This window comes from Comamonas sp. DB36 (assembly GCF_057914905.1).
Genome location: NZ_CP196632.1, coordinates 207,724 through 229,158 on the forward strand (window position 1 = coordinate 207,724; position 21,435 = coordinate 229,158).

Consider the following 21,435-nt stretch of genomic DNA (forward strand, 5'->3'; position numbering starts at 1 on the left):
CACCATGACCGCAAACTACTACAACCCCGTGCAAAGCGTGTACGGGGCGGGGGGACTGCTGTCCCTGCCGAAACTGCTGGGTGGGCGCCGCGCGGCGCTGGTCACCTTCCCGGAAGCGCGAGCGCTGGGCCTCTTGGCCCGGCTCGAAGAGGTGCTGGGCGCGCAGCTGGCCTGCGTGATCGACCAGGTGCAGCCCAATCCCGACGTGGCCGAACTGGCCCGCACCTACGAGGATTTCTGGCGCGAGCACGCGCAGGTCGAGGTGATTGTCGCCGTCGGCGGCGGCAGCGCCATCGACACCGCCAAGGCCTTGATGGTGGCCGACGACAGCGGGCAGTTCGGCGCGCTTATCGCCGGGCTGGTCGGCGAGCGGGTGTTCACGCCCACGCGCTGCAAGACGCTGATTGCCGTGCCGACCACGGCCGGCACCGGCAGCGAAGTCACGCCCTGGGCAACGATCTGGGACCGCCAGCGGCAAAAGAAGTACTCGCTGCATCTGCCCCAGACCTGGCCCAGCGTGGCGCTGATCGACCCCGAGCTGATGCTGTCGCTGCCGCCCGCGGTGACGCTGCAAAGCGGGCTGGACGCGCTGTCGCATGCGCTCGAGGCCATCTGGAACGTCAACGCCAACGCGGTGTCCGACGCGCTCGCGGTGTCCGCGGTCAACGACATTCTTTCCGTGCTGCCGCGGCTGATGCGCGACCTGGACCGGGTGCAGCTGCGCGGGCGCATGGCGCTGGCCGCGCTCAAGGCCGGCATGGCGTTTTCCAACACCAAGACCGCGCTGGCGCATTCGATCTCCTACGAGATGACCTTGCGCTACGGCCTGCCGCACGGCATTGCCTGCTCGTTCTCCCTGCCCATGGTGCTGGAGCGGGCGATAGGCCAGAGCGCCGAACGTGACGCGGTGCTGGGCCAGGCGCTGGGCCTGCCGCTGGCCGAGGCGCCGGCGCGCCTGGCGCAGTTCATCGAGGGCCTGGGCGTTAAGACGCGTTTCAGCGACTACGGCGTGGGCGAGCAGGAGGCCAGGCAGATGGTGCTGCAGGCCCAGGGCGGGGCGCGCGGGCGCAACTTCATTGGCCTCACCGAGGAGACTCTGACATGAACGTACGCATCCCTCTGCGCGACAGCGTGCATTTCCGCAGCGAGGCGCTGCGCATCGCCGGCGAGCGCGTCGCCTGCGAGCGCCACCTGGACATCATCAATCCCTATTCGCGCGAACGTGTCGGCATGGTGCCGCTGGCGACACTGGACGACGTGCGCCGCGCCTACCGCGTTGCCAACGCCTACCAGGCCAGGCTCACGCGCTACGAGCGCTCGAGCATCCTGCAAAAGGCCGCGGCGCTGCTGCGCGCGCGCGCCGACCAGGCCTCGACGCTGATCACGCTGGAGTCGGGCCTGTGCCGCAAGGACTCGATGTACGAGATCGGCCGCGTGGCCGACGTGCTGGTGTTCGGCGCCAACGAGGCCTTGCGCGACGACGGCCAGGTGTTCTCCTGCGATCTCACGCCGCATGGCAAGAAGCGCAAGGTGATCACCACGCGCGAGCCGCTGCAGGGCGTGATCAGCGCCATCACGCCGTTCAACCACCCGATGAACCAGGTCGCGCACAAGGTGGTGCCCAGCATCGCCACCAACAACCGCATGGTGCTCAAGCCTTCGGAGAAGGTGCCGCTGTCGGCCTATTTCCTGGCCGACATCCTCTACGAGGCGGGCCTGCCGCCCGAGATGTTCCAGGTGATCACCGGCGACCCGCGCGAGATCGCCGACGAAATGCTGACCAACGCGCATGTCGACCTGATCACCTTCACCGGCGGCGTGCCCATAGGCAAGTACATCGCGTCCAAGGCCGGCTACCGGCGCATCGTGCTGGAGCTCGGGGGCAACGACCCGCTGATCGTGATGGACGACGCCGACCTCGACAAGGCCTCCGATCTCGCGGTGCAGGGCTCGTACAAGAACTCGGGCCAGCGCTGCACGGCCGTCAAGCGCATGCTGGTGCAGGAGTCGGTGGCGGCGCAGTTCACCGAGCTGGTGGTGGAGAAGACGCGCCGCTGGAAGCATGGCGACCCGATGGACGAGAGCATGGACATGGGCACGGTGATCGACGCCCAGGCCGCGGCGCGCTTCGAGGAGCTGGTGAACCAGGCCGTGGCCCAGGGCGCGCGGCTGCTGACCGGCAACCAGCGCGAGGGCGCGCAGTATGCGCCTACGGTGATCGACCAGGTGCGCCCCGAGATGACCGTGGTGCGCGAGGAAACCTTCGGGCCGGTCTCGCCCATCATTCGCTTTCGCGACATCGACGAGGCCATCGCCATCTCGAACGGCACGGCCTACGGCCTGTCCTCGGGCATCTGCACCAACCGCATGGACCATGTGACGCGCTTTGCCCAGGAGCTCAAGGTGGGCACGGTGAACCTGTGGGAAGTGCCGGGCTACCGCATCGAGCTCACGCCCTTCGGCGGCATCAAGGACTCCGGCCTGGGCTACAAGGAGGGCGTGCAGGAGGCCATGAAGTCGTTTTGCAACGGCAAGACCTTTACCTTGCCCTGGTAACAAGCGGGCAGGAGCGCGAGCGGGCCGGGCGGGGCGACGGCCGGCCCGGGCGCGGTGAATGACAGGATAGAATGGGAACGATTATCATTCATGTCGTCGGGCCTGTCGCCCTTTCCTGCGGAAACATTGCAGGCCCGGCGCGAAGCCAGCGGCACGACCGAAGGCACGGGCTCGTACACCAACCAGATCACCAGCATCGCCTCCAAATCGGACCAGTCGTTCCGCGAGATTCCGCAGTCGGTCTCGGTGATCACGCGCCAGCTGATGGACGACAAGAAGGTCGTCGATGTCGAGCAGGCGCTGGCGCTCACGCCCGGCGTGATCGTGGCCGACAATTCGGGCCGCTATTTCTCGCGCGGCTTCCAGGTCACGAGCATGCAGGTCGACGGCGGCGCGCCGCTGGCGCTGGGCGCCTACACCTATCAGCCGCAGCAGGAAATGGCGTTCTATGACCGCGTCGAAGTGATGCGCGGCGCCTCGGGCCTGCTGGGCGGCGTGGGCGACCCGGGCGGCATCATCAATCTGGTGCGCAAGAAGCCGCTGGCCCAGCGCCAGGTCGATGTCTCGCTGTCGGCCGGCAGCTGGGACCAGCGCCGCACGGAGCTGGATGTGACCGGCCCGCTCAATGCCGAGCGCAGCGTGCGCGGGCGCGCGGTGCTGGCCTACCAGGACGGCAACTCGTACTTCGACCACGTGAGCCTGGAGAAGCCCTCGCTGTATGGCGTGCTCGAAGCCGATCTCACGCCCGAGACCCTGCTCACCGTGGGCGCGTCGTACGGCAAGGTGAAGCAGACCGGCGACTACGGCGGCCTGCCGCGCTTTGCCGACGGCCGCGACCTGGGCCTTTCCGGCAGGACCGTGTTCTCCAACGACTGGTCGTACTTTCACTACAAGAACCAGGAAGTGTTTGCCCAGCTCGCGCACCGCTTCGACAACCACTGGCAGCTCAAGCTCAACGCCACCCATGCCCAGACCGACCAGAACCGGCTGTGGAGCAGTCTCTCGGGCCCGGTCAATCCGCAGACGCTGACGGGCCCGCTGTGGCGCGGCGGCCTGCTGGACTCGTCGAACACCCAGGACAGCGTGGACCTCAATCTCGGCGGCCCGTTCTCGGCGCTGGGCCGGCGCCACGAACTGCTGCTGGGCCTGGACTGGCAGCGCGTGCGCAGCCATTGGCAGAACCTGAGCTTTGCCGACAGCGCCCAGGTGGGCGGCAATGTGTTTGACCCCCAGCCCTGGACGCCGCAATTCGGCCGCTACAACCTCAATCTGAGCGAGCGCTACGCGCCCTGGGGCCAGGAGCAGGTCGGCGGCTATGGCGTGCTGCGCCTGAACCCGACCGACAGGCTGCACGTGATTGCGGGCGCACGCCTGAGCCGCTACGAGTTCACGCAGACCATCTCCAACCTGCTGGACGCAGCGGGCAGCACCGCGCCGCGCTCGGCGAAATCCTTCGAGGAAAGTTCCAAGGTCACGCCCTATGGCGGCGTCATCTACGACCTGAACGCGCAATGGTCGGCCTATGCCAGCTATTCCTCCATCTTCAAGCCGCAGGCGCTGATGATGTCGGGCCCGCTGCCGGGCGCGCCGCTGGCGCCCATCAAGGGCCGCAGCTACGAGGCCGGCGTCAAGGGCGAGCTCATGGACGGCAAGCTCAACGCCACCTTCAGCGTCTTCAACGTCGAGCGCACCGGCACCGCCGTGCTCGACCCGCGCTACACCGCCACCCCCAGCCTCTGGGGCGCGGCCTGCTGCTATCTGCCCCAGGGCAAGGTCACGAGCCAGGGCTTTGACGTGGAAGTCGGCGGCCAGCTGGCAGCGGGCTGGCAGGTCGCCGCCGGCTATACCTTCAACGAGACCCGCGACAAGACCGAGAACAAGGTCTTCAGCAGCATCACGCCGCGCCACCTGCTCAAGCTGTCGACGGCCTACACGCTGCCCGGCGAGTGGTCGCGCTGGCGCCTGGGCGGCAGCGCCCGCGTGCAGAGCGCGCAGTTTGTCTCGGGCACGGTGACCGGCGCGAACGGCGCCTCCCAGCCCTATGACTTCACCCAGCCCGGCCATGCCATCTGGGATCTGCTGCTGCAATACCGCATAGATCCCAACTGGAGCCTGGGGCTCAACGTGAACAACGTGCTCGACAAGCGCTACTACCAGACCGTGGGCACGGTGTTCTCGGGCAATATGCAAGGCCTGCCGCGCAATGCCATGCTGACGCTGCGGGGCAAGTTCTAGGGCCGGGTCGGCGCGGCAGCTGCCGGCCCCGCGTCCGGGCCGCGCTGCGCCAGCCGGCGTTGCGTGAACTGCGCGGCCCAGTCGCTGGCCAGCATGTAGCTGGGATCGGTGCGCACGATGCGCTCGGTCTCGGCCCACAGCGTCGCATCGTCCTGGTCCAGGTCCAGCGGGTCGCCGTGCGGCTGGCTCACATACCAGGGCGTGTCCAGGTAGATCTCCACGGTATTGCCTTCGGGGTCCTGGCAGTAGAGCGACATGGCATTGCCGTGGTTGAGGCCGCGCATTCCGGTCGCGCCCATTTCAAGCGCGCGCCGGCGCGCTTCGCGCAGCTGCTCCAGGTCCAGCACCTTGAACGACAGCTGCATCACGGTGCTGGGCGCATCGGCGCCGCGGCCCGAGGCCAGCACCAGCTGGTGGTGCTGGTCGTCGCGGCCGCTGAGAAACACCAGCGTGTAGCGGAAGGTTCCGCCCACGCCGCGGTCGGTTTCCTGCATGTCGAAGGTGCCGCAGTAGAACGCCTTCAAGGCTTCGACGTCGCGGCAGAAGATGCCGCAGTGCGACAGATTGGGTGCATAAATGGCGGTCATGGCGCGCTCTTCGTATAGGTTGCTCAAGGATGCAGGACCAGCTTGCCCAGCGAGGCGCCGCTGTCTAGCAGCTCGTGTGCGCGCCGCGCCTGGGACAGCGGCAGGCGCGTCGCGGCCGGCGCGCGCACTGCGCCGCCGGCCATCAGTGCGATCGCCTGCTCCATCAGGCCGCGGCGCAGTGGCCGGTCGGCGTCGATGGCGTGGATGGAGAAGGTGCGTATCGCCAGGCTGCGCGCCAGCAGCTTGCGCATCTCATCGAACACATCGCCTGCGGGCGCGCCGCCCAGAATGTTGTACGACACCGCCATGCCGCCGGGCGCGAGGCTGCGCAGGCAGGCGATGAACAGCGCGCCGCCGATATGGTCGAAGGCCAGATCGACGCCGCGCCCGCCGGTCGCGGCAAACACGCGTTCGGGCAGGCCCGCGGGATCGCCATCGACCAGCTCGCTCACGCCGTTGGCGAGCGCGAAATCGCGCTTGGCCGGCGTCGAAGCCGTGCCAATCACCTGCAGTCCGCGCGCGCGCGCCACCTGGGCCACGGCCGTGGCCACGCCGCCCGCGGCGCCGGGCAGCAAAATGGCGCGCGCCGGCAGATTGCCGTTGCTCGCCAGCAGCGCCAGCGCGAGCTGGAAGTTGCCCAGGCTCACGGCATCGTCAAATGCCAGGCTGTCGGGCAGCGCGAAAGGCGCGTCCTGCGGCACGCAGATCGCCTCGGCGTAGCAGCCGCCGCGCTGGCGCAGTTCGCGCGCGCTGACCAGCACGCGCTGGCCCGGCGACAGCAGCGTCACGCCCGCGCCCACGGCATCGACCACCCCGGCCATCTCGTTGCCCGGAATGGCCGGCAGGGGCGGCATCCATTTGTAGCTGCCGTTGCGTATCAGCACGTCGGGACCGCCCGCGCCAATGGCATGCGCGCGCACGCGCACTTCACCCGGGCCGGGCAGCGGCAGCGGCAGGTCCAGCCATTCGAGCACTTCAGGCCCGCCCGGGGCCTGCAGGCGCACGGCCTTCATGGTGTCAGCGCTGGCCATCGTGCACCGCCACATTGTCCTTGGTCAGGCCGCCCAGGCGCGAATGGATGCGCCCGCCATCGGCCATCACCAGCGCAAACAGGATTTCATCGGGGCGCGGCGCGTCCTGGATGCCGACTTCGGCGCTGTTGTAGTGGCTGCGCACGTACGACGCGTGGATGTAGTGCAGCGGCACCATCAGCCGGTAGCCGGTCTGGGCCACGGCCTTGGCCGCGGGCACCATGGCCTTGGGCTCGCCCAGCACGGCGCGCATTGCCCAGCCGCCGGCTTCGTGCCAGACCGCGCCATGTTCGAGTTCGCCGTTGACGCCGACGATGGCGGCCTTGCTGTAGGCCTCGACATTGTCCCGGCCCAATGTGGCGACCAGTTCCTCGGCCAGCAGCGTGCCCAGGCCGCGCAGCTCGGCCATGAAGGGCAGCAGGTCGGGTTCGTAGCGCCCGGCATAGGGGTTGCGTATCACGGCGCAGGCCGCGGCAACGCGCAGCGGCTTGTCGGCCGGCGGGCCGCCTTCGTGGTAGATGGTCTCGATGTTGAGGCTGCGTTTGCGTATGGCGATCAATGACATGGTGTGTCTCGTTGGAATGGACTATTGCTTGGGAATCTTGGCCTCTGTGACGACCTGCGTCCAGCGCTCCAATTCCCGGGTGACCAGGGCTTTCATTTCCTCGGGCGTGCTGGCGCGCGCCTCGCCGCCCATGTCCTCGAGGCGCTGGCGCACGGCCGGCACCTGCAGCGCGCGCAGGGTTTCGGCCTGCAGCCGCTCGACCACGGCGCGCGGCGTGCCGGCCGGCGCCATCAGGCCGGCCCAGGAGCTGACGTCATACCCCGCCACGCCCTGCTCGGCGACCGTGGGCACCTGGGGCAGGCGCGGCCAGCGTGCGCCGCCGCTGGTGGCCAGCGCGCGTATCTTGCCGGCCAGGATATTGGGCATGGCGGCCGTGGGCGGAACGACGATGAACTGCACATCGCCCGACAGCAGCGCCGTGAGCGAGCCCGCGTCGCCGCGGTAGGGCACGTGCAGCAGCGGTACCTTGGCGGTCTTGGCCAGCAGTTCCCCGGCCAGGTGGTGGGTCGAGCCCACGCCCGCCGTGCCGTAGGGCAGGCCGCCGGGATGGCTGGGCGCCGCCGCCAGCAGTTCGCGCAGGCTGTTGAACTTGCTGTTCGCGTTGACCACGATCAGAAAGGGAAAGAAGGTGACGGTGCTGATCATCTCGAAATCGGCGACCGTCTTATAGGGCAGGTGGTTGTACAGCGCGCCCGCGACCGCATGGCCGCCCGTGGCCAGCAGCAGCGTGTAGCCGTCGGGCCTGGCGCGCGCCACGTTCGTCGCGGCAATCGTGCCGCCAGCGCCGGTCTGGGCCTCGACGACCACCGGCTTGCCCAGCGACTTGCCGATTTCCACGCCCAGCGCGCGCGCGATGGCATCGGCGTTGCCGCCCGGCGCAAAGCCCTGGTAGATCTTCAGCGGACGGTCGGGCCAGTCCTGGGCCAGCGCCGGCAGGGCGCAGGCCGCGGCGCTGGCGGACAGCAGGTTCAGCATCAGTCTTCTGGTGTGCATGTTCTTGTCTCCTTGGACGCCGTGCCGCAACTGCGTGCGCTTTCAGCGTGACTGGGCGACGACCGGATTGACCAGCGTGCCAATGCCTTCGATCTCGACTTCCACCGTGTCGCCGGCCTGCATGAACTGCGGCGGCTTCTTGCTCCAGCCCACGCCCGCGGGCGTGCCGGTGGCAATCACATCGCCCGGCGCCAGCGTGAAGATCGTCGAAGCGTAGGCAATCAGCGTGGGAATGGAGAAGATCAGGTGGCTGGTGTCGCTGGACTGCACGACCTTGCCGTTCAGGCGGGTCTCGAGCTTGAGCACGCGGCCCGGCGCGATCTCGTCGGCCGTGACCATCCAGGGGCCGAAGCCGCCCGTGGACTCGAAGTTCTTGCCCGAGGCGATCTGCTTGGCGTGGAACTGCCACTCGCGCACGCTGGCGTCGTTGTAGGCGCTGTAGCCGGCCACATGCTTCCAGGCATCGACCTCGGCGATGTCGCGCCCGCCCGTGCCGATGATCACCGCCAGCTCGCCTTCCCAGTCCAGCGAGTCCGAAACATGGGGGCGCACGATGGGGCCCAGATGCGGGGTCTGCGAGCGCCACACGCGCAGAAAGATCGGCGGCTGCTCGGACAGTTCGCGCTGCATTCCCGCGGCCAGCACTTCCTGGTGGTGGTCCATGTAGTTGCGCACCGCGCAGACGATCTTCTCGGGCTTGGGAATGGGCGGCAGGAAGGTGATGTCGGCGAGCCGGGCTTCGGCCGCGAGGCCGGCAACCAGCGCATCACGCTCGGCAAAGCGCGTGCTGCCGACGAAGTCGGCGAGGGTCGCGCAGCCGCTGCGCTCGGCAAGACTTGCGACGCCGTCGCCGATGACGACGCCCCAGGTTTCGCGGCCGGCGTGCAGGTAGGACAGGAGTTTCATGAGGTTTTCCTTGGACTTTGAAAAAGCAGAATCTTTCTGACTCCGCATGAAAATGAACTTTATGCATAAAAACTAAGATAAAGCATAGAACTAACCCTTACGTAGACTTTGGCCGCGCTTTTCCTATAATCGAGCCCGAGATGCCACGCCTGCCCACACCCCCCACCGATGCGGCCGAAGCCGCCGTCCCGCTTGCCGAGCAGGCCTACCGCCGCCTGCGCCAGTCCATAGTCCGCTGCGACTTCGCGCCGGGCCAGCGGCTGCGCGTGGAGGAGCTGAGCCGGCAGTTCGAGATCAGCAGCAGCCCGCTGCGCGAGGCGCTCAGCCGCCTGGCCGAGCAGGGGCTGGTGCAGGCCTTCGAGAACCGCGGCTTTCATGTGGCGCCGCTGTCGGTCGCCGGCATTGCCGACCTGACGCGGGTGCGGCTGCTGGTCGAGTGCGAAGCGCTGCGCGACGCCATGGTCCATGGCGACGACGCCTGGGAGGCGGGCGTGGTGGCCGCGGCCCATGGGCTGGCGCTGGTCGAGAAACGCCTGGGCGACCAGGCGCCTGTACTGGACGAATCCTGGTCGGGCCGGCACCGCGAATTCCACCTGGCGCTCTACGGCGGCGGCACCTCGCCCATGCTGAACAATCTGGTGGGTGTGCTGTTCGACAACGCCGAGCGCTACCGCCAGTTCTCGGCGCGCCACCGCAAGATCAAGCGTTCCAAGAACGCCGAACACCAGCAGTTGATGAATGCCGTGCTGCAGCGCGACGCCGACACCGCGCTCGGTCTGCTGCGCCAGCACATCAGCGGCACCGAGCGCAATGTGGTCGAAGCGCTGATTTCCATGGCGCCCGGCACGCTGCAGTAGCGCCAGGAAGCGCCGCAATGCATGCCGCCGCGCCGCCGGGCCCGGGCCGAAAAGCCGCTCTGGGCTTTGTCTTCCTCTGGTTCTTTCTTGGCGGCATCGCCCATTTCGTCGCCACCGAGGCCGAGATGCGCATTGTTCCCGCCTGGATTCCCTGGCCGCGAGAGGCGGTGCTGGTCACCGGCGTGCTGGAACTGCTGGGCGCGATCGGCATTCTCTGGCGGCCTTTGCGCCGCAGCGCGGGTTGGGGCCTGGCGCTGCTGACCCTGGCCGTGACGCCGGCCAACATCGTGATGCTGCAGAACGCCGCCGATTTTCCGGCCGTGCCTTACTGGCTGCTGGTGGCGCGCCTGCCGCTGCAGGTTGCATTGCTGTGGCTGATCCTGTGGAGCACCGCGCCGCGCGACCGTTAGGCACGGCTGCTGCGCAGCTGTCCGTGCGAGCCTAGATCAGGCGTCATTGACGCCTTGCTGCTGAGCGGGCCACAGCGCGTAGGGGCCCGAGGTCAGCTGCTCCTGCAGAAAGCGTACGCAGACACCTAGCTTGGCCGATTCCGACAGGCGTCCGGTAGTGACTGCCCAGATGTCGGCGGGCCAGCGGTAGGCCGGCAGCACGTGCACCAGCTCGCCTTCGCGCAGGCTTTTGCTGCAATCCCATTCGGCCAGCCGCACGATGCCGTGTCCGTCCAGCGCCCACTGGCGAATGATGTCGTTGTTGTTGGATGACAGCGCTCCCGTGACCTTTGCCGACTCCAGCCCCTTCGGCCCGGTCAGCCGCCAGGTGCCAAAAGGCTGGTCACGCTCGCGGAACACCAGGCACGAGTGCTGCGCCAGTTCGGCCAGCTGCGTGGGTGCGCCGTGGCGCTCGATGTACGACGGCGCCGCACACAGGATGCGGTGGCTCTGGGCGATGCGGTGGGCGATCAAATGCGGCTCCGGCACTTCACCAATGCGGATGTCCAGGTCCAGGCCTTCGCTCAGCAGATCGACCGGGCGGTCGAGCACGGTCAGCGACACCTCCAGCTGCGGATAGCGCTTGGCCAGCAGCGAGATGGCCGGAGCCACATGATTGCGGCCCAGGCGGAAGCTGGAACTGACGCGCAGGCGGCCCTGTGGTTCTGCCGTGTCTTGCGCCAGCGCTTCCTGCATCTGGCGCACGCCATCCAGGATGCTGCGCGCCCATTCGTAGGTTTTCTCGCCCTGGGCCGTGGTGCTCACCCGGCGCGAGGTGCGGTGCAACAGGCGTACTCCCAAGTCTTGCTCCAGCAAGCCTATGCGCTTGCTGACATAGGAGGGCGACATGCCCAGCTCGGTCGCGGTACGCACGAAGTTGCCCTGGCGTACGACTTCCACGAACAGGCGCAGATCGGAAAGGTTGGGGGTATCAGACACGATTCGTGGACCATGAAGTGACAAATGGCGTGATTCTAAATTGAATCGTCATGGATATGATGCCTTCAGCTTCCACGAAAACGGCAGAAACGGCGCACAAAAGAGGCATATCGGCGCCTGTCACAGCGAAGCCGAATCAACCTAACAGGAGACAAAAATGAGACCACTTTTTCGCACCGCATGCCGGTTCGTGTTGGGCGCCGTGGCGCTTGCGGGCACCCTGCAAGGCGCGGTAGCCCAGGAGTCCTACCCCCAGCGGCCCGTCACCTGGCTGGTGCCGTTTGCCGTCGGAGGCCCCACGGACGCGATTGCGCGCACCGTGGCCCAGCGGGTATCGGCTGAGCTGTCCCAGCCCATCATCGTGGACAACCCCGCGGGCGCGGGTGGCACCGTGGGCGCGCTGCGCGCGGCACGCTCCAAGGCCGACGGATACACGCTCTTCGTGGGCCACATAGGCACGATGGCCGCTGCGCCGTACCTGTTCAAGGGGCTCAAGTACGACCCGATGAAAGACTTCGTTCCCATCTTCCGCTTTCCGGACACACCCATGGTGCTGCTGGTGAAGAACGGCGCTCGCTTCAAAACCGTCAATGATCTGCTGCAGGAAGCGCGCAAGCGGCCTGGCGAGCTGACCTTCGGCACGGCGGGTGTGGGCTCGTCGTCGCACCTGGCAGCCGAGCACCTGGCCGCCACGGCCAAGGTGAAATTCACTTTTGTTCCTTACAAGGGCACGGGGCCGGCCATGACCGATCTGGTGGGCGGCCAGATTGACGCCATGCTGGACCAGACCAATGTCTCACTGCCGCAGATTCAAGGCGGCCGGCTCACGGCGCTGGCGCTGACCTCGCAGTCGCCCATGCCGCAGTTTCCCGGTGTTCCCACATTGGCCGATACCGATCTGCCGGGCTTTCTGGCCTCGACCTGGTACGGCTTGTATGCCCCTGCCGGCACTGCGCCCGTGGTGATCGAGACCATGCGCGTGGCCTATATGAAGGCCCTGGCAGACAACGCGTTCACCGACGCGCTGCGCAAACAGGGCATAGACGTGCTGCCGAACGACCGCGTGGGGCCCGCGCCCTTGCGCGAGTTCACCATGAGCGAGCAGAAGAAATGGGAGCGTGTGATCCGCGAGGCCAATATCGCGGTCCAGCCCTGAGCCTGTCTTTTCCCTTCGTCATCGCGCAGCGGTTGCCTGGCCGACCGGGCCGGCCATCTGCGCCCGAAACCTTGAAAGAAAGTATCCCAGCATGAAGATCAAGCACATCGAGGCCATTCCCCTGGACATGGCGCTGAGCGAAGTGTTCACCGGCGGAACCTACCAGGTCACGGCCCGGCCCACCATTGTGACGCGAGTCTACTTGGACAACGGCATGGTCGGGGAGACCTATGGAGGCGACGAGGTCCACACGCAAAAGCAGATCGTGCAAGTAGTGCGCGAACAATTCGTGCCGCTGCTGGTCGGCCAGGACGTGCGCGACTTCCAGCGCCTGTGGGACGCGATGTTCACGCTGCCTCTGGACCTTGGCAATCGCGGCCTGCACCAGCTGGACATGCACCCCCGTGGCATCATCATGCAGGCCATCAGTTGCGTGGACAACGCCATGTGGGACGCACGTGGCAAGCTCTACGGAACGCCAGTCTACAAGCTGCTCGGCGGGGTGCGCGAGCGCGTGCCGGTGATTTCCATTGGTGGCTATTACCCCAAGAACGGCCAGGACCCTCTGGAGGCCATCGCCGAAGAGGTGGACATGGTGCGCGCGGCGGGTTGCATGGGCATCAAGATGAAGGTCGGCCGCGCGAGCTTGGAGCAAGACCTGGAGCGCGTGCGCGCGGCGCGCAAGGCGGGAGGCGCGGATTTTGTGATCACCGTGGACGCCAACCAGGGCTGGGATCCGCTGGATGCGGTGAAATTCTGCGTCGCCATGGAGCGCGCCGACCTGGGCGTGCGCTGGATGGAAGAGCCGGTGAAGTGGTATGACCAGACCGACGGCCTGATGCTGCTGGCGCACAAGACCACGATTCCCATCAACGTGGGCCAGGGCGAGATCAGCGGCCGCGCCTGCCGTGACCTGATCATCAAAGGCGGAGTGTCTATCCTCAACCTCGATTGCACGCTGTGCGGCGGGGTCACCGAATGGCAGCGCGTGGCCGACATGGCGCGACTGATGAACGTGGAGATGGCGCACCACGAAGAACCGCAGGTGGCGATACACCTGCTGGCCGCCAACCCGCACGGGCTGTTCGTGGAGATCTTCGCCAACCGCAAGCGCGACCCCTTGCTGTGGGAGCTGCCCGACGGCTTCCCCGAGATCGAGAACGGCTACATGCGGGTGCCGCAGGAGCCCGGCTTGGGCGTGCGCCTGCGGCCCGAGGTCATAGAGCGCTATCGCATCGACTGAGTGCCGGCCCGCAGGATATGCGGCCGGGAGCATGCTGCGCCGCTTTCCGCCGCAAAAAAACCGCCCGCGCGACCAGCGCCGCGGGCGGTTTCAGCCAAGCCGCTAGGGCTTTTTAGGCGTAGTTCACCACCGAACGGATGGACTTGCCTTCATGCATCAGATCGAAGGCTGCATTGATCTCGGTCAGCGGCATGGTGTGGGTGACGAAAGGCTCGAGCTGGATGTCGCCGCGCATCGCTTCCTCGACCATGCCCGGCAGTTCGGAACGGCCCTTGACGCCGCCGAAGGCCGTGCCCAGCCAGCGCCGGCCGGTGACCAGCTGGAAGGGGCGGGTGGAGATTTCCTGGCCCGCGCCGGCCACGCCGATGATCACCGACTGGCCCCAGCCGCGGTGCGCGCATTCCAGCGCCGCGCGCATCACGTTGACGTTGCCTATGCACTCGAACGAGTGGTCCACGCCCCAGCCCGTCATTTCAACGATGACCTGCTGGATCGGCTTGTCGAAGTCCTTGGGGTTGACGCAGTCGGTCGCGCCGAAAGTGCGCGCCAGTTCGAACTTCGAGGGGTTGGTGTCGATGGCGATGATGCGCCCGGCCTGGGCCAGCTTTGCGCCCTGCAGCACGGCCAGGCCTATGCCGCCGAGGCCGAACACCGCTACGCTGTCGCCGGGCTGGACCTTGGCGGTGTTCTTCACCGCGCCCAGGCCCGTGGTCACGCCGCAGCCCAGCAGGCAGACCTGCTCGGGGTTGGCATCGGGGTTGATCTTGGCCAGCGAGACTTCGGCGACCACGGTGTACTCGCTGAACGTCGAGCAGCCCATGTAGTGGTAGATGGGCTTGCCTTCGTACGAGAAGCGCGTCGTGCCGTCGGGCATCAGGCCCTTGCCCTGGGTGGCGCGCACGGCCACGCACAGGTTGGTCTTGCCCGACTTGCAGAACAGGCATTCCTTGCACTCGGCGGTGTACAGCGGGATCACATGGTCGCCGGGCTTGACGCTGGTCACGCCTTCGCCGACTTCGACGACGATGCCCGCGCCTTCATGGCCCAGCACTGCGGGGAAGATGCCTTCGGGGTCATCGCCCGACAAAGTGAACGCGTCGGTGTGGCACACGCCCGTGTGGGTGATGCGCACCAGGACTTCGCCCTTGCGCGGCGGCTCGACGTCGATCTCGACGATCTGCAATGGTTGACCCGCGGCAAAGGCGACGGCGGCGCGTGATTTCATGGTGTGGTTCCTTGGTTGTCTTCCTGAAGGATGACGGGTTGGTTGAACAGCGCGGGGCGGGGCGCGGCTTCGCGCCCCGGGGTCCGGATTGCGCATTTTCCCATCTGCAGCGGTCGGTTGGCGCGCAGAAACGGGGGCGATCGCGCCAAATGCCCTTTCAGCCCGGCCAGGGGCCCGACTATACTTTTGCAGTTACGCGAATGGATCACTTCACCGATGACTGAACCCGGCTCCGATGGCGCATCCAGCGCAACCCCGCTCGACTACGATTTCACCGCCCAGATCGGTCACCTGTTGCGGCGTGCCTACCAGCGCCACACGGCCATCTTTTCCGAGATCATTCCCGATTCCAAGCTCACGGCCACGCAGTTCGTCGTGCTGCACGCGGTCAATGAGCGCGGCTCCTGTTCGGTCAACGAAATCGTGCGCGCCACGGCCATAGACCAGGGAACGATGCGCGGCATCATCGAGCGTCTCAAGACGCGCAAGCTGATTCGCATCGCCGCCGACAAGACCGACAAGCGCAAGCTCGTGGTCCAGTTGACCCAGGACGGCGAACAACTGATCGCCGAAGTCGTGCCCTATGCCAAGCAGGTCACCGAATTGACCTATGGCGACTTCAACGCCGCAGAACGCGTGGCCCTGGCCTTCCTGCTGCGCCGCATGATAGACGGCGGCATGCCAACGGGCGCCGGCACGGCCACCTGAGTCGCGCGGCCCGGCGCGCATGCCAGGCCGGCCAGGTTCTGGCGGCCAATCCTTTGAATTCAATGATTTGCTGCGCCCCGGCAAGGGCCGCAGGCCTTGGCGCGCGCGTTGCGCTGGCAGCGGTTTTCCTTTGTCGATGGCTTTATTGAGTGTATGCGCTTGATAAATTGAGCTCTAAGACCAGTCTATCGGCTGGGGGAATGCCTGTTTCGGTCAGCGCGATCGGCATGTTGTCAGTGTTTTACCGTAAAAGATTTGCATCTTTTTGCCCTTTAGGCGGGTTTTGCATTTTCGCGCTGTACTTTCTTGAATCGAGTGTCTACACTTCATTTCCAGGTTGAACCCCGGCAATCTTGCCGTCACAGGAGCATGAAGATGAAGGACACCACCCGTATTGCCGTCGTTGGCGCTGGTCTGGGCGGCACGGCCGCCGCGGCCTTGCTGCAGCGCGCAGGTTTCAATGTGAAGCTCTACGAGCAGGCGCCGGGCTTCTCGCGCCTGGGCGCGGGCATCCATGTCGGGCCCAACGTGATGAAGATCATGCGCAAGATAGGCATAGAGGACGCGCTCAACGCCATGGGCTGCCACCCCGACTACTGGTACAGCCGCGACGGCCTGACCAGCGAAGTCATCGCCCAGATCCCGCTGGGCGACTATGCACTCAGGCATTACGGCGCGAGCTATCTCACGGTGCACCGCGGCGATTTCCACGAACTGCTGACGAATGCGGTCACGGGCGGCGTGCTGGAATTCAACAAGCGGCTCACGTCCATCGACGACCGGGGCGATGTCGTGGAGCTGAAGTTCGCCGACGGCACGAGCGCCCAGGCCGATATCGTCATCGGCGCCGACGGCATCAACTCGCGCATCCGCGAAACGCTGCTGGGCGCCGAGCCGCCCAAGTACACGGGCTATATCGCCCACCGCGCGGTGTTTCCCATAGAGCGCGTCAAGGGCTTCACGCACGACCGCTGCTGCAAGTGGTGGACCGACGACCGCCACATGATGGTCTACTTCGACACCGGCAAGCTCGACGAGATCTACTACGTGACCGGCGTGCCCGAGCCCACCTGGGACATGGGCAAGAGCTGGCTGCCCAGCAGCCGCGACGAGATGCGCGCCGCTTTCGACGGCTGGCACCCGGGCGTGCAGTCGCTGATCGAGGGCACGGTGGAAGTCACCAAGTGGCCGCTGCTCGAGCGCGACCCGCTGCCGCTGTGGAGCCGCGGCCGGCTGGTGCTGCTGGGCGATGCCTGCCACCCGATGAAGCCGCACATGGCCCAGGGCGCGGCCATGGCCATAGAGGACGCAGCCATGCTCACGCGCTGCCTGCTTGAAGTCGGCACCGGCGATCTGCAGACCGCGTTCGCGCTCTATGAAGCCAACCGCGCCGAGCGCGCGAGCAAGGTGCAGCGGGTCTCGCACAACAACACCTGGCTGCGCGGCAACGAGAACCCCGACTGGTGCTTTGGCTACGATGCGTTCCAGGTGCCGCTGGCCGAGCCGCGCAAGACCAGCGCGTGAAAGCCGCCTGGCCGGCCGGCGCGGTCCTGTGACAGCGCTGGCGCCCGGCCGCATAATTTGCAGCATTGCGCCGGTGTCGGCGCGCTCCGCCCTTCAATCCAGACCAGCGACACGATGGACAAGCAAAAAATTGAGTTCTACCCTGGCCCGGCCGGCGGCTGGGGTGCGCTGCGCAGCGTGAAGAACACGCTGCTGCGCAACGACATCGCGCTCAAGGGCGCGCGCACGCTGCTGTCGGCCAACCAGCCCGACGGCTTCGACTGCCCGGGCTGCGCCTGGCCCGACCGCAACCATGCTTCGAGCTTTGAATTCTGCGAGAACGGCGCCAAGGCCGTGGCCGCCGAAGCCACGGCGCGGCGCGCCGGCCCCGACTTCTTCGCGCGCCACACGGTGAGCGAGATGATGGCGCAAAGCGACTTCTGGCTGGAAGACCAGGGGCGGCTGACCCACCCCATGCGCTATGACGCGCAGACCGACCGCTACCTGCCCATTGATTGGGACGCGGCGTTTGCCTTGATTGCCGCGCAGTTGCAGGCGCTGCCCGACCCCAACCAGGCGATCTTCTACACCTCGGGTCGCGCCAGCAACGAAGCGGCCTTCCTCTACCAGCTGTTCGTGCGCGAGTACGGCACCAACAATTTTCCCGACTGCTCGAACATGTGCCACGAGGCCAGCGGCAACGGCATGCGCGCGCAGATCGGCGTGGGCAAGGGCACGGTCACGCTCGAAGACTTCGAGCATGCAGACGCGATCTTCATCTTCGGCCAGAATCCCGGCACCAACCACCCGCGCATGCTCGGCGAGCTGCGCGCGGCGCACAAGCGCGGCGCGCGCATCGTCAGCTTCAACCCGCTGCACGAGCGCGGCCTGGAGCGTTTCCAGGACCCGCAAAGCAAGCTCGAGATGGCGACCATGAGCGCCACGCCCATCAGCACGCATTACTTCCAGGTGCGGCTGGGCGGCGATCTGGCCGCGGTCAAGGGCATGATGAAGCATGTGCTCGAGCAGGAAGCCGCGCGCGGCGGCGTTCTCGACCTGGCCTTCATTGCCGAGCACACCACGGGCTTCGAGGCCCTGGCCGCCGACCTGCAGGCCGAAAGCTGGCAGGTGCTGGCGCGCGAGTCGGGCCTGAGCGAAGCGCAGCTGCGCGCCGCGGGCGAGGTCTACATCGGCGCGAAAAGCGCCATCGTCTGCTGGGGCATGGGCATCACCCAGCACACGCATTCGGTGGCCACCATTCAGATGCTGGTCAACCTGCTGCTGCTGCGCGGCAACCTGGGACGCGAAGGCGCGGGCGCCTGCCCGGTGCGCGGCCACAGCAACGTGCAGGGCGACCGCAGCATGGGCATCTGGGAAAAGCCGCCGGCCGCGCTGCTCGACCGGCTGCAGCAGGTGTTCGGCTTCGAACCACCGCGTGCCGATGGCGTCGACACCGTGGAAGCGATAAGGCTGATGCTCGACGGCGGCGGCCGCGTGTTCTTCGCGCTGGGCGGCAACTTCGCCGCGGCCGCGCCCGACACCGATGCCACCTGGCGCGCGCTGCGCCAGTGCGATCTCACGGTGCATGTGACGACCAAGCTCAACCGCAGCCATCTGGTGCACGGACGCGAGGCGCTGATACTGCCCTGCCTGGGGCGCACCGAAGTCGACCTGCAGGCCGGCGGCGTGCAAAGCGTGTCGGTCGAAGACTCCATGAGCATGGTGCACCTGTCGGCGGGCATCAACGCGCCCGCGTCCGAGCTGCTGCTGTCCGAACCCGCAATCGTCGCGCGCCTGGCCGCGGCCACGCTCACGCAAAGCCGCATTCCCTGGCTGTGGCTGGTCGAGGACTATGCGCGCGTGCGCGATCTGATTGCCCAGGTGTTTGACGATTTCCAGGATTTCAACGCCCGCGTCGCCACGCCCGGCGGCTTTCGGCTGCGCAACACGGCCAGCGAGCGCGTGTGGAACACGCCGGCCGGCAAGGCGACGTTCTTCGCCCATGCCGTGCCCTGCGACACGCCGGTGCACCGCGCGAGCGCGCGCCGGCCCGATCAGCGCGTGTTCTCGCTGATGACCATGCGCTCGCACGACCAGTACAACACCACCGTCTACGGCATGGACGACCGCTACCGCGGCGTGTTCGGCCAGCGCCGCGTGGTGTTCATCCACGCCGACGACATCCGCGCGCTGGGCATGCAGGACGGCGACTGGGTCGACATGTTCACGGTCTGGGACGACGAGCAGCTGCGGCGTGCCGACGGCTTTCGCCTGGTGGCCTACGATATTCCGCGCGGCAATATCGGCGCCTACTATCCCGAGACCAATCCGCTGGTGCCGCTCACCTCCACCGCCATCGGCGCGGGCACGCCGACCTCCAAGTCGGTGCCCGTGGTGCTCATGGCGCATGCCGCGGCGCGCAGCTGAGACCGCGGGCTGCAGGGAGAAGCCCGTAGTTGCTACAGTGTGAGCTGGCCTGGCGAAATGCCTCGCCATCCCTGCAGCGATTCGGAGACTTCCATGCAAATCAAGGAACTGGCGCGCGCCACCGGCGTTGACGTGGAGACCATACGCTTCTACGAGAAGCAGGGCCTGTGGCCCGAGCCCGCGCGGCTGGACAACGGCTACCGCGATTACGCGCCGCTGCATCTGGAGCGGCTGGCGTTCATACGCCATTGCCGCGCGCTTGACATTCCGCTGCCCGATGTGCGGCGCCTGCTCACGGCGATGGACGCGCCCCGGGACGCCTGCGTGGATGTGGACCAGCTGGTCGATGCCCAGCTCAGCCGTGTGCGCGCCCGGCTGCAAAGCATGCAGGCGCTGGAGCAGCAACTGCTGCAGCTGCGCCGCGCCTGCAATGGCGACCATGCGCACCAGGGCTGCGGCATTCTCAAGGAGCTGGTCGGTGCGGCGCATGGCGAGGCCTGCGCCTGCCATTGACGCGCGCTTCAGGCATGGCGTGCCGCGCAGGCCTGCAAGGCCGTGCTGGCCTGGCTGCGCGCCTGCTCGACCAGGTAGTCGAGAAACACGCGCGTGCGCTGCGGAATGAACTTGCGGCTGGGCAGAACGGCATACATCACCAGCCGTCCCGTGATCCAGGGGGCGAGCACGCGCACCAGATCGCCGCGCGTGAGGTAAGGCGCGACGGTGTCCAGCGTCACCGAAGTGATGCCCGCGCCATCGAGCGCGGCGCGCAGCAGCGTGTCGGTGTGGTTGGCGGCAATCACGGGCGTCACGGAGATCTCGCGCAGGTTGTCCGGGTCGGCCACGCACCACATGCGCCAGGCGCGCGGTCTGCCGTTCGACAGCTTCAGGCGCAGGCAGTCGTGCTGCGCGAGCTCCTCGGGCTGGCGCGGCGTGCCGCGGCGCTGCAGGTAGGTCGGTGAGGCGACCAGAATCGCTTCGGACTCGATCACCTTGCGGGCGATGATTTCGCCGTTGAAGCCTTCATCCGTGCCCATCAGCGTGATGTCGAACTCCTCGAACGGCGGCTCGCTGGTCGATTCGACTTCGACATCGAACTGGATCTTGGGGTAGCGCTGGCGGAAGTTGGCGAGCAAGGGCCCGAGCACATAGCTGGCCAGCACGGGGGGCGAGTGCACGCGCAGCAGGCCTTCGAGCTCGGTGCTCTGCGAGCGCGTCACGGCGTCGGCCTCGTCTATGTCCTGCAGGATATTGCGCACCCGGCTCAGATAGTTCTGGCCGGCCTCGGTCAGCGACAGGCGGCGCGTGGAGCGCTGCAGCAGCCGTGTTCCCAGATGGTCTTCGAGATCGGCCACCAGGCGCGTGACCACGGGCGCGGACATGTCGAGCGCGCGTGCCGCCGCGGCGAAGCCGCCTTCATTGACCACGCGTTCAAACACCCGCATAGAAAGCAGACGGTCCATGTCCAGGCCTTGGAGTAGCAAAGCTCGATTATTTCATTTTTAGAAACACACGTATTCTTTTTGTGCTGTTTATCTTTGATGCGGGAAATTTTAAAGTTCATCCCATGGACCGGACAACAGTCCTCCAATCAACGAATCGCAGAAAGCACATCATGAAAAGCACTTACCTCTCCATCCTCGCCGTCACCGTTGCCGCCTTCACCGCCGGTCAGGCCCTGGCCGCCGATGCCTCGACCGCGCTGACCCGCGATCAGGTCCAGGCCGAGCTGGCCCAGGCCGTGCGCACCGGCGACATCGTCATCGACAACGAGTCCGGGCTCAAGGCCAATGAAATCTTCCCCGGCCGCTACGCCGCCAAGGCCGCGGTGCAGGGCAAGACCCGCGCGCAAGTCCAGGCCGAACTCGCCGAGGCGATCCGCACCGGCGACGTTCCCGTCGATGGCGTGACCGGCCTGAAGATGAACCAGCTGGCTCCGGGCAACTACCCCGCGCCCGTCGCGGCCCAGGGCAAGAGCCGTGAAGAAGTGCAGGCCGAACTGACCCAAGCCATTCGCCGCGGTGCGCTGCCCGTGCACGGCAGCGTCTGAGTTCCGCC

20 protein-coding genes are annotated in these 21,435 nt (G+C 66.8%); 12 read left to right on the forward strand and 8 right to left on the reverse strand.

Annotation, left to right across the window (positions count from 1 at the left end):
* The first annotated feature begins 4 nt into the window (after window positions 1-4).
* From psrA to ACSVDO_RS21985, 3 genes are all read left to right on the forward strand, one after another.
* Complete coding sequence (gene psrA, locus ACSVDO_RS21975; RefSeq protein ID WP_489597196.1) at window positions 5-1,105, forward strand: iron-containing alcohol dehydrogenase PsrA; 1,101 nt, start codon at window positions 5-7, stop codon at window positions 1,103-1,105.
* Complete coding sequence (phnY, locus tag ACSVDO_RS21980) at window positions 1,102-2,556, forward strand: phosphonoacetaldehyde dehydrogenase (protein ID WP_489597197.1); 1,455 nt, start codon at window positions 1,102-1,104, stop codon at window positions 2,554-2,556. The genes psrA and phnY overlap by 4 nt, the downstream gene beginning before the upstream one ends.
* A 90-nt stretch (window positions 2,557-2,646) precedes the next feature.
* Window positions 2,647-4,791 (forward strand): TonB-dependent siderophore receptor, encoded by a 2,145-nt coding sequence (locus tag ACSVDO_RS21985; RefSeq protein ID WP_489597199.1) that lies wholly within the window; start codon window positions 2,647-2,649, stop codon window positions 4,789-4,791.
* Here the strand turns inward: ACSVDO_RS21985 and ACSVDO_RS21990 are convergent.
* From ACSVDO_RS21990 to ACSVDO_RS22010, 5 genes are read right to left on the reverse strand one after another with little or no spacing between them, the layout of a single operon-like run.
* Window positions 4,788-5,378, reverse strand: coding sequence for a VOC family protein (locus tag ACSVDO_RS21990; RefSeq protein ID WP_332537225.1), 591 nt, complete (start codon window positions 5,376-5,378; stop codon window positions 4,788-4,790). The two genes, ACSVDO_RS21985 and ACSVDO_RS21990, sit on opposite strands and share 4 nt — an antisense overlap.
* 23 nt (window positions 5,379-5,401) lie before the next feature.
* Window positions 5,402-6,409 carry a zinc-dependent alcohol dehydrogenase family protein gene (locus ACSVDO_RS21995; RefSeq protein WP_489597201.1) on the reverse strand — a complete coding sequence of 336 codons (1,008 nt, stop codon included), beginning with the start codon at window positions 6,407-6,409 and terminating at the stop codon, window positions 5,402-5,404.
* A complete protein-coding gene (locus ACSVDO_RS22000) occupies window positions 6,396-6,974 on the reverse strand; it encodes an amino acid synthesis family protein (protein WP_332537223.1) in 579 nt (192 codons plus the stop codon). The genes ACSVDO_RS21995 and ACSVDO_RS22000 overlap by 14 nt, the downstream gene beginning before the upstream one ends.
* A gap of 21 nt (window positions 6,975-6,995) precedes the next feature.
* Window positions 6,996-7,967 carry a tripartite tricarboxylate transporter substrate binding protein gene (locus ACSVDO_RS22005; RefSeq protein WP_489597203.1) on the reverse strand — a complete coding sequence of 324 codons (972 nt, stop codon included), beginning with the start codon at window positions 7,965-7,967 and terminating at the stop codon, window positions 6,996-6,998.
* 42 nt (window positions 7,968-8,009) lie between these two features.
* Window positions 8,010-8,873 (reverse strand): fumarylacetoacetate hydrolase family protein, encoded by an 864-nt coding sequence (locus ACSVDO_RS22010; protein ID WP_489597205.1) that lies wholly within the window; start codon window positions 8,871-8,873, stop codon window positions 8,010-8,012.
* A gap of 140 nt (window positions 8,874-9,013) precedes the next feature.
* Here ACSVDO_RS22010 and ACSVDO_RS22015 point away from each other — a divergent pair, with 140 nt between their 5' ends.
* Both ACSVDO_RS22015 and ACSVDO_RS22020 read left to right on the forward strand, forming a co-directional pair.
* Complete coding sequence (locus tag ACSVDO_RS22015) at window positions 9,014-9,730, forward strand: GntR family transcriptional regulator (protein WP_332537217.1); 717 nt, start codon at window positions 9,014-9,016, stop codon at window positions 9,728-9,730.
* Between the two features lie 17 nt (window positions 9,731-9,747).
* Complete coding sequence (locus tag ACSVDO_RS22020; RefSeq protein ID WP_332537215.1) at window positions 9,748-10,140, forward strand: DoxX family protein; 393 nt, start codon at window positions 9,748-9,750, stop codon at window positions 10,138-10,140.
* Between the two features lie 36 nt (window positions 10,141-10,176).
* Here ACSVDO_RS22020 and ACSVDO_RS22025 read toward each other — a convergent pair whose 3' ends face one another.
* A complete protein-coding gene (locus ACSVDO_RS22025; RefSeq protein WP_332537213.1) occupies window positions 10,177-11,118 on the reverse strand; it encodes a LysR family transcriptional regulator in 942 nt (313 codons plus the stop codon).
* A gap of 157 nt (window positions 11,119-11,275) precedes the next feature.
* Between ACSVDO_RS22025 and ACSVDO_RS22030 the strand changes: the two genes are divergently transcribed.
* Together ACSVDO_RS22030 and ACSVDO_RS22035 are read left to right on the forward strand one after the other, a co-directional pair.
* Entirely contained in the window at window positions 11,276-12,274 is a 999-nt protein-coding gene (locus ACSVDO_RS22030; protein WP_332537211.1) for a Bug family tripartite tricarboxylate transporter substrate binding protein, read from the forward strand.
* 91 nt (window positions 12,275-12,365) lie between these two features.
* On the forward strand, window positions 12,366-13,517 hold the full coding sequence (locus ACSVDO_RS22035; protein WP_332537209.1) for a mandelate racemase/muconate lactonizing enzyme family protein: 1,152 nt from the start codon (window positions 12,366-12,368) through the stop codon (window positions 13,515-13,517).
* 112 nt (window positions 13,518-13,629) lie between these two features.
* Here the strand turns inward: ACSVDO_RS22035 and ACSVDO_RS22040 are convergent, their stop codons facing one another.
* Window positions 13,630-14,742 carry an S-(hydroxymethyl)glutathione dehydrogenase/class III alcohol dehydrogenase gene (locus ACSVDO_RS22040; RefSeq protein ID WP_332547813.1) on the reverse strand — a complete coding sequence of 371 codons (1,113 nt, stop codon included), beginning with the start codon at window positions 14,740-14,742 and terminating at the stop codon, window positions 13,630-13,632.
* 216 nt (window positions 14,743-14,958) lie between these two features.
* Here ACSVDO_RS22040 and ACSVDO_RS22045 point away from each other — a divergent pair, with 216 nt between their 5' ends.
* The 4 genes from ACSVDO_RS22045 (at window position 14,959) to cadR (ending at window position 19,893) form a co-directional block, all read left to right on the forward strand.
* Window positions 14,959-15,450: a MarR family winged helix-turn-helix transcriptional regulator gene (locus ACSVDO_RS22045; RefSeq protein WP_489597209.1), complete on the forward strand. Its 492-nt coding sequence runs from the start codon at window positions 14,959-14,961 to the stop codon at window positions 15,448-15,450.
* Window positions 15,451-15,825: 375 nt separating this feature from the next.
* Window positions 15,826-16,974: an FAD-dependent monooxygenase gene (locus ACSVDO_RS22050; protein ID WP_332547811.1), complete on the forward strand. Its 1,149-nt coding sequence runs from the start codon at window positions 15,826-15,828 to the stop codon at window positions 16,972-16,974.
* A gap of 114 nt (window positions 16,975-17,088) precedes the next feature.
* On the forward strand, window positions 17,089-19,380 hold the full coding sequence (locus ACSVDO_RS22055; protein ID WP_489597211.1) for an FdhF/YdeP family oxidoreductase: 2,292 nt from the start codon (window positions 17,089-17,091) through the stop codon (window positions 19,378-19,380).
* Between the two features lie 93 nt (window positions 19,381-19,473).
* Entirely contained in the window at window positions 19,474-19,893 is a 420-nt protein-coding gene (cadR, locus tag ACSVDO_RS22060) for a Cd(II)/Pb(II)-responsive transcriptional regulator (RefSeq protein ID WP_332538699.1), read from the forward strand.
* An 8-nt stretch (window positions 19,894-19,901) separates the two neighbouring features.
* Here the strand turns inward: cadR and ACSVDO_RS22065 are convergent, their stop codons facing one another.
* Entirely contained in the window at window positions 19,902-20,840 is a 939-nt protein-coding gene (locus tag ACSVDO_RS22065; RefSeq protein WP_332538701.1) for a LysR family transcriptional regulator, read from the reverse strand.
* A 152-nt stretch (window positions 20,841-20,992) separates the two neighbouring features.
* On the opposite strand from ACSVDO_RS22065, the gene ACSVDO_RS22070 reads away from it, so the two are divergent.
* The gene (locus tag ACSVDO_RS22070; RefSeq protein WP_332538702.1) at window positions 20,993-21,427 is read left to right on the forward strand and encodes a DUF4148 domain-containing protein; all 435 of its coding nucleotides are present in this window, start codon (window positions 20,993-20,995) and stop codon (window positions 21,425-21,427) included.
* Window positions 21,428-21,435: the final 8 nt, after the last annotated feature.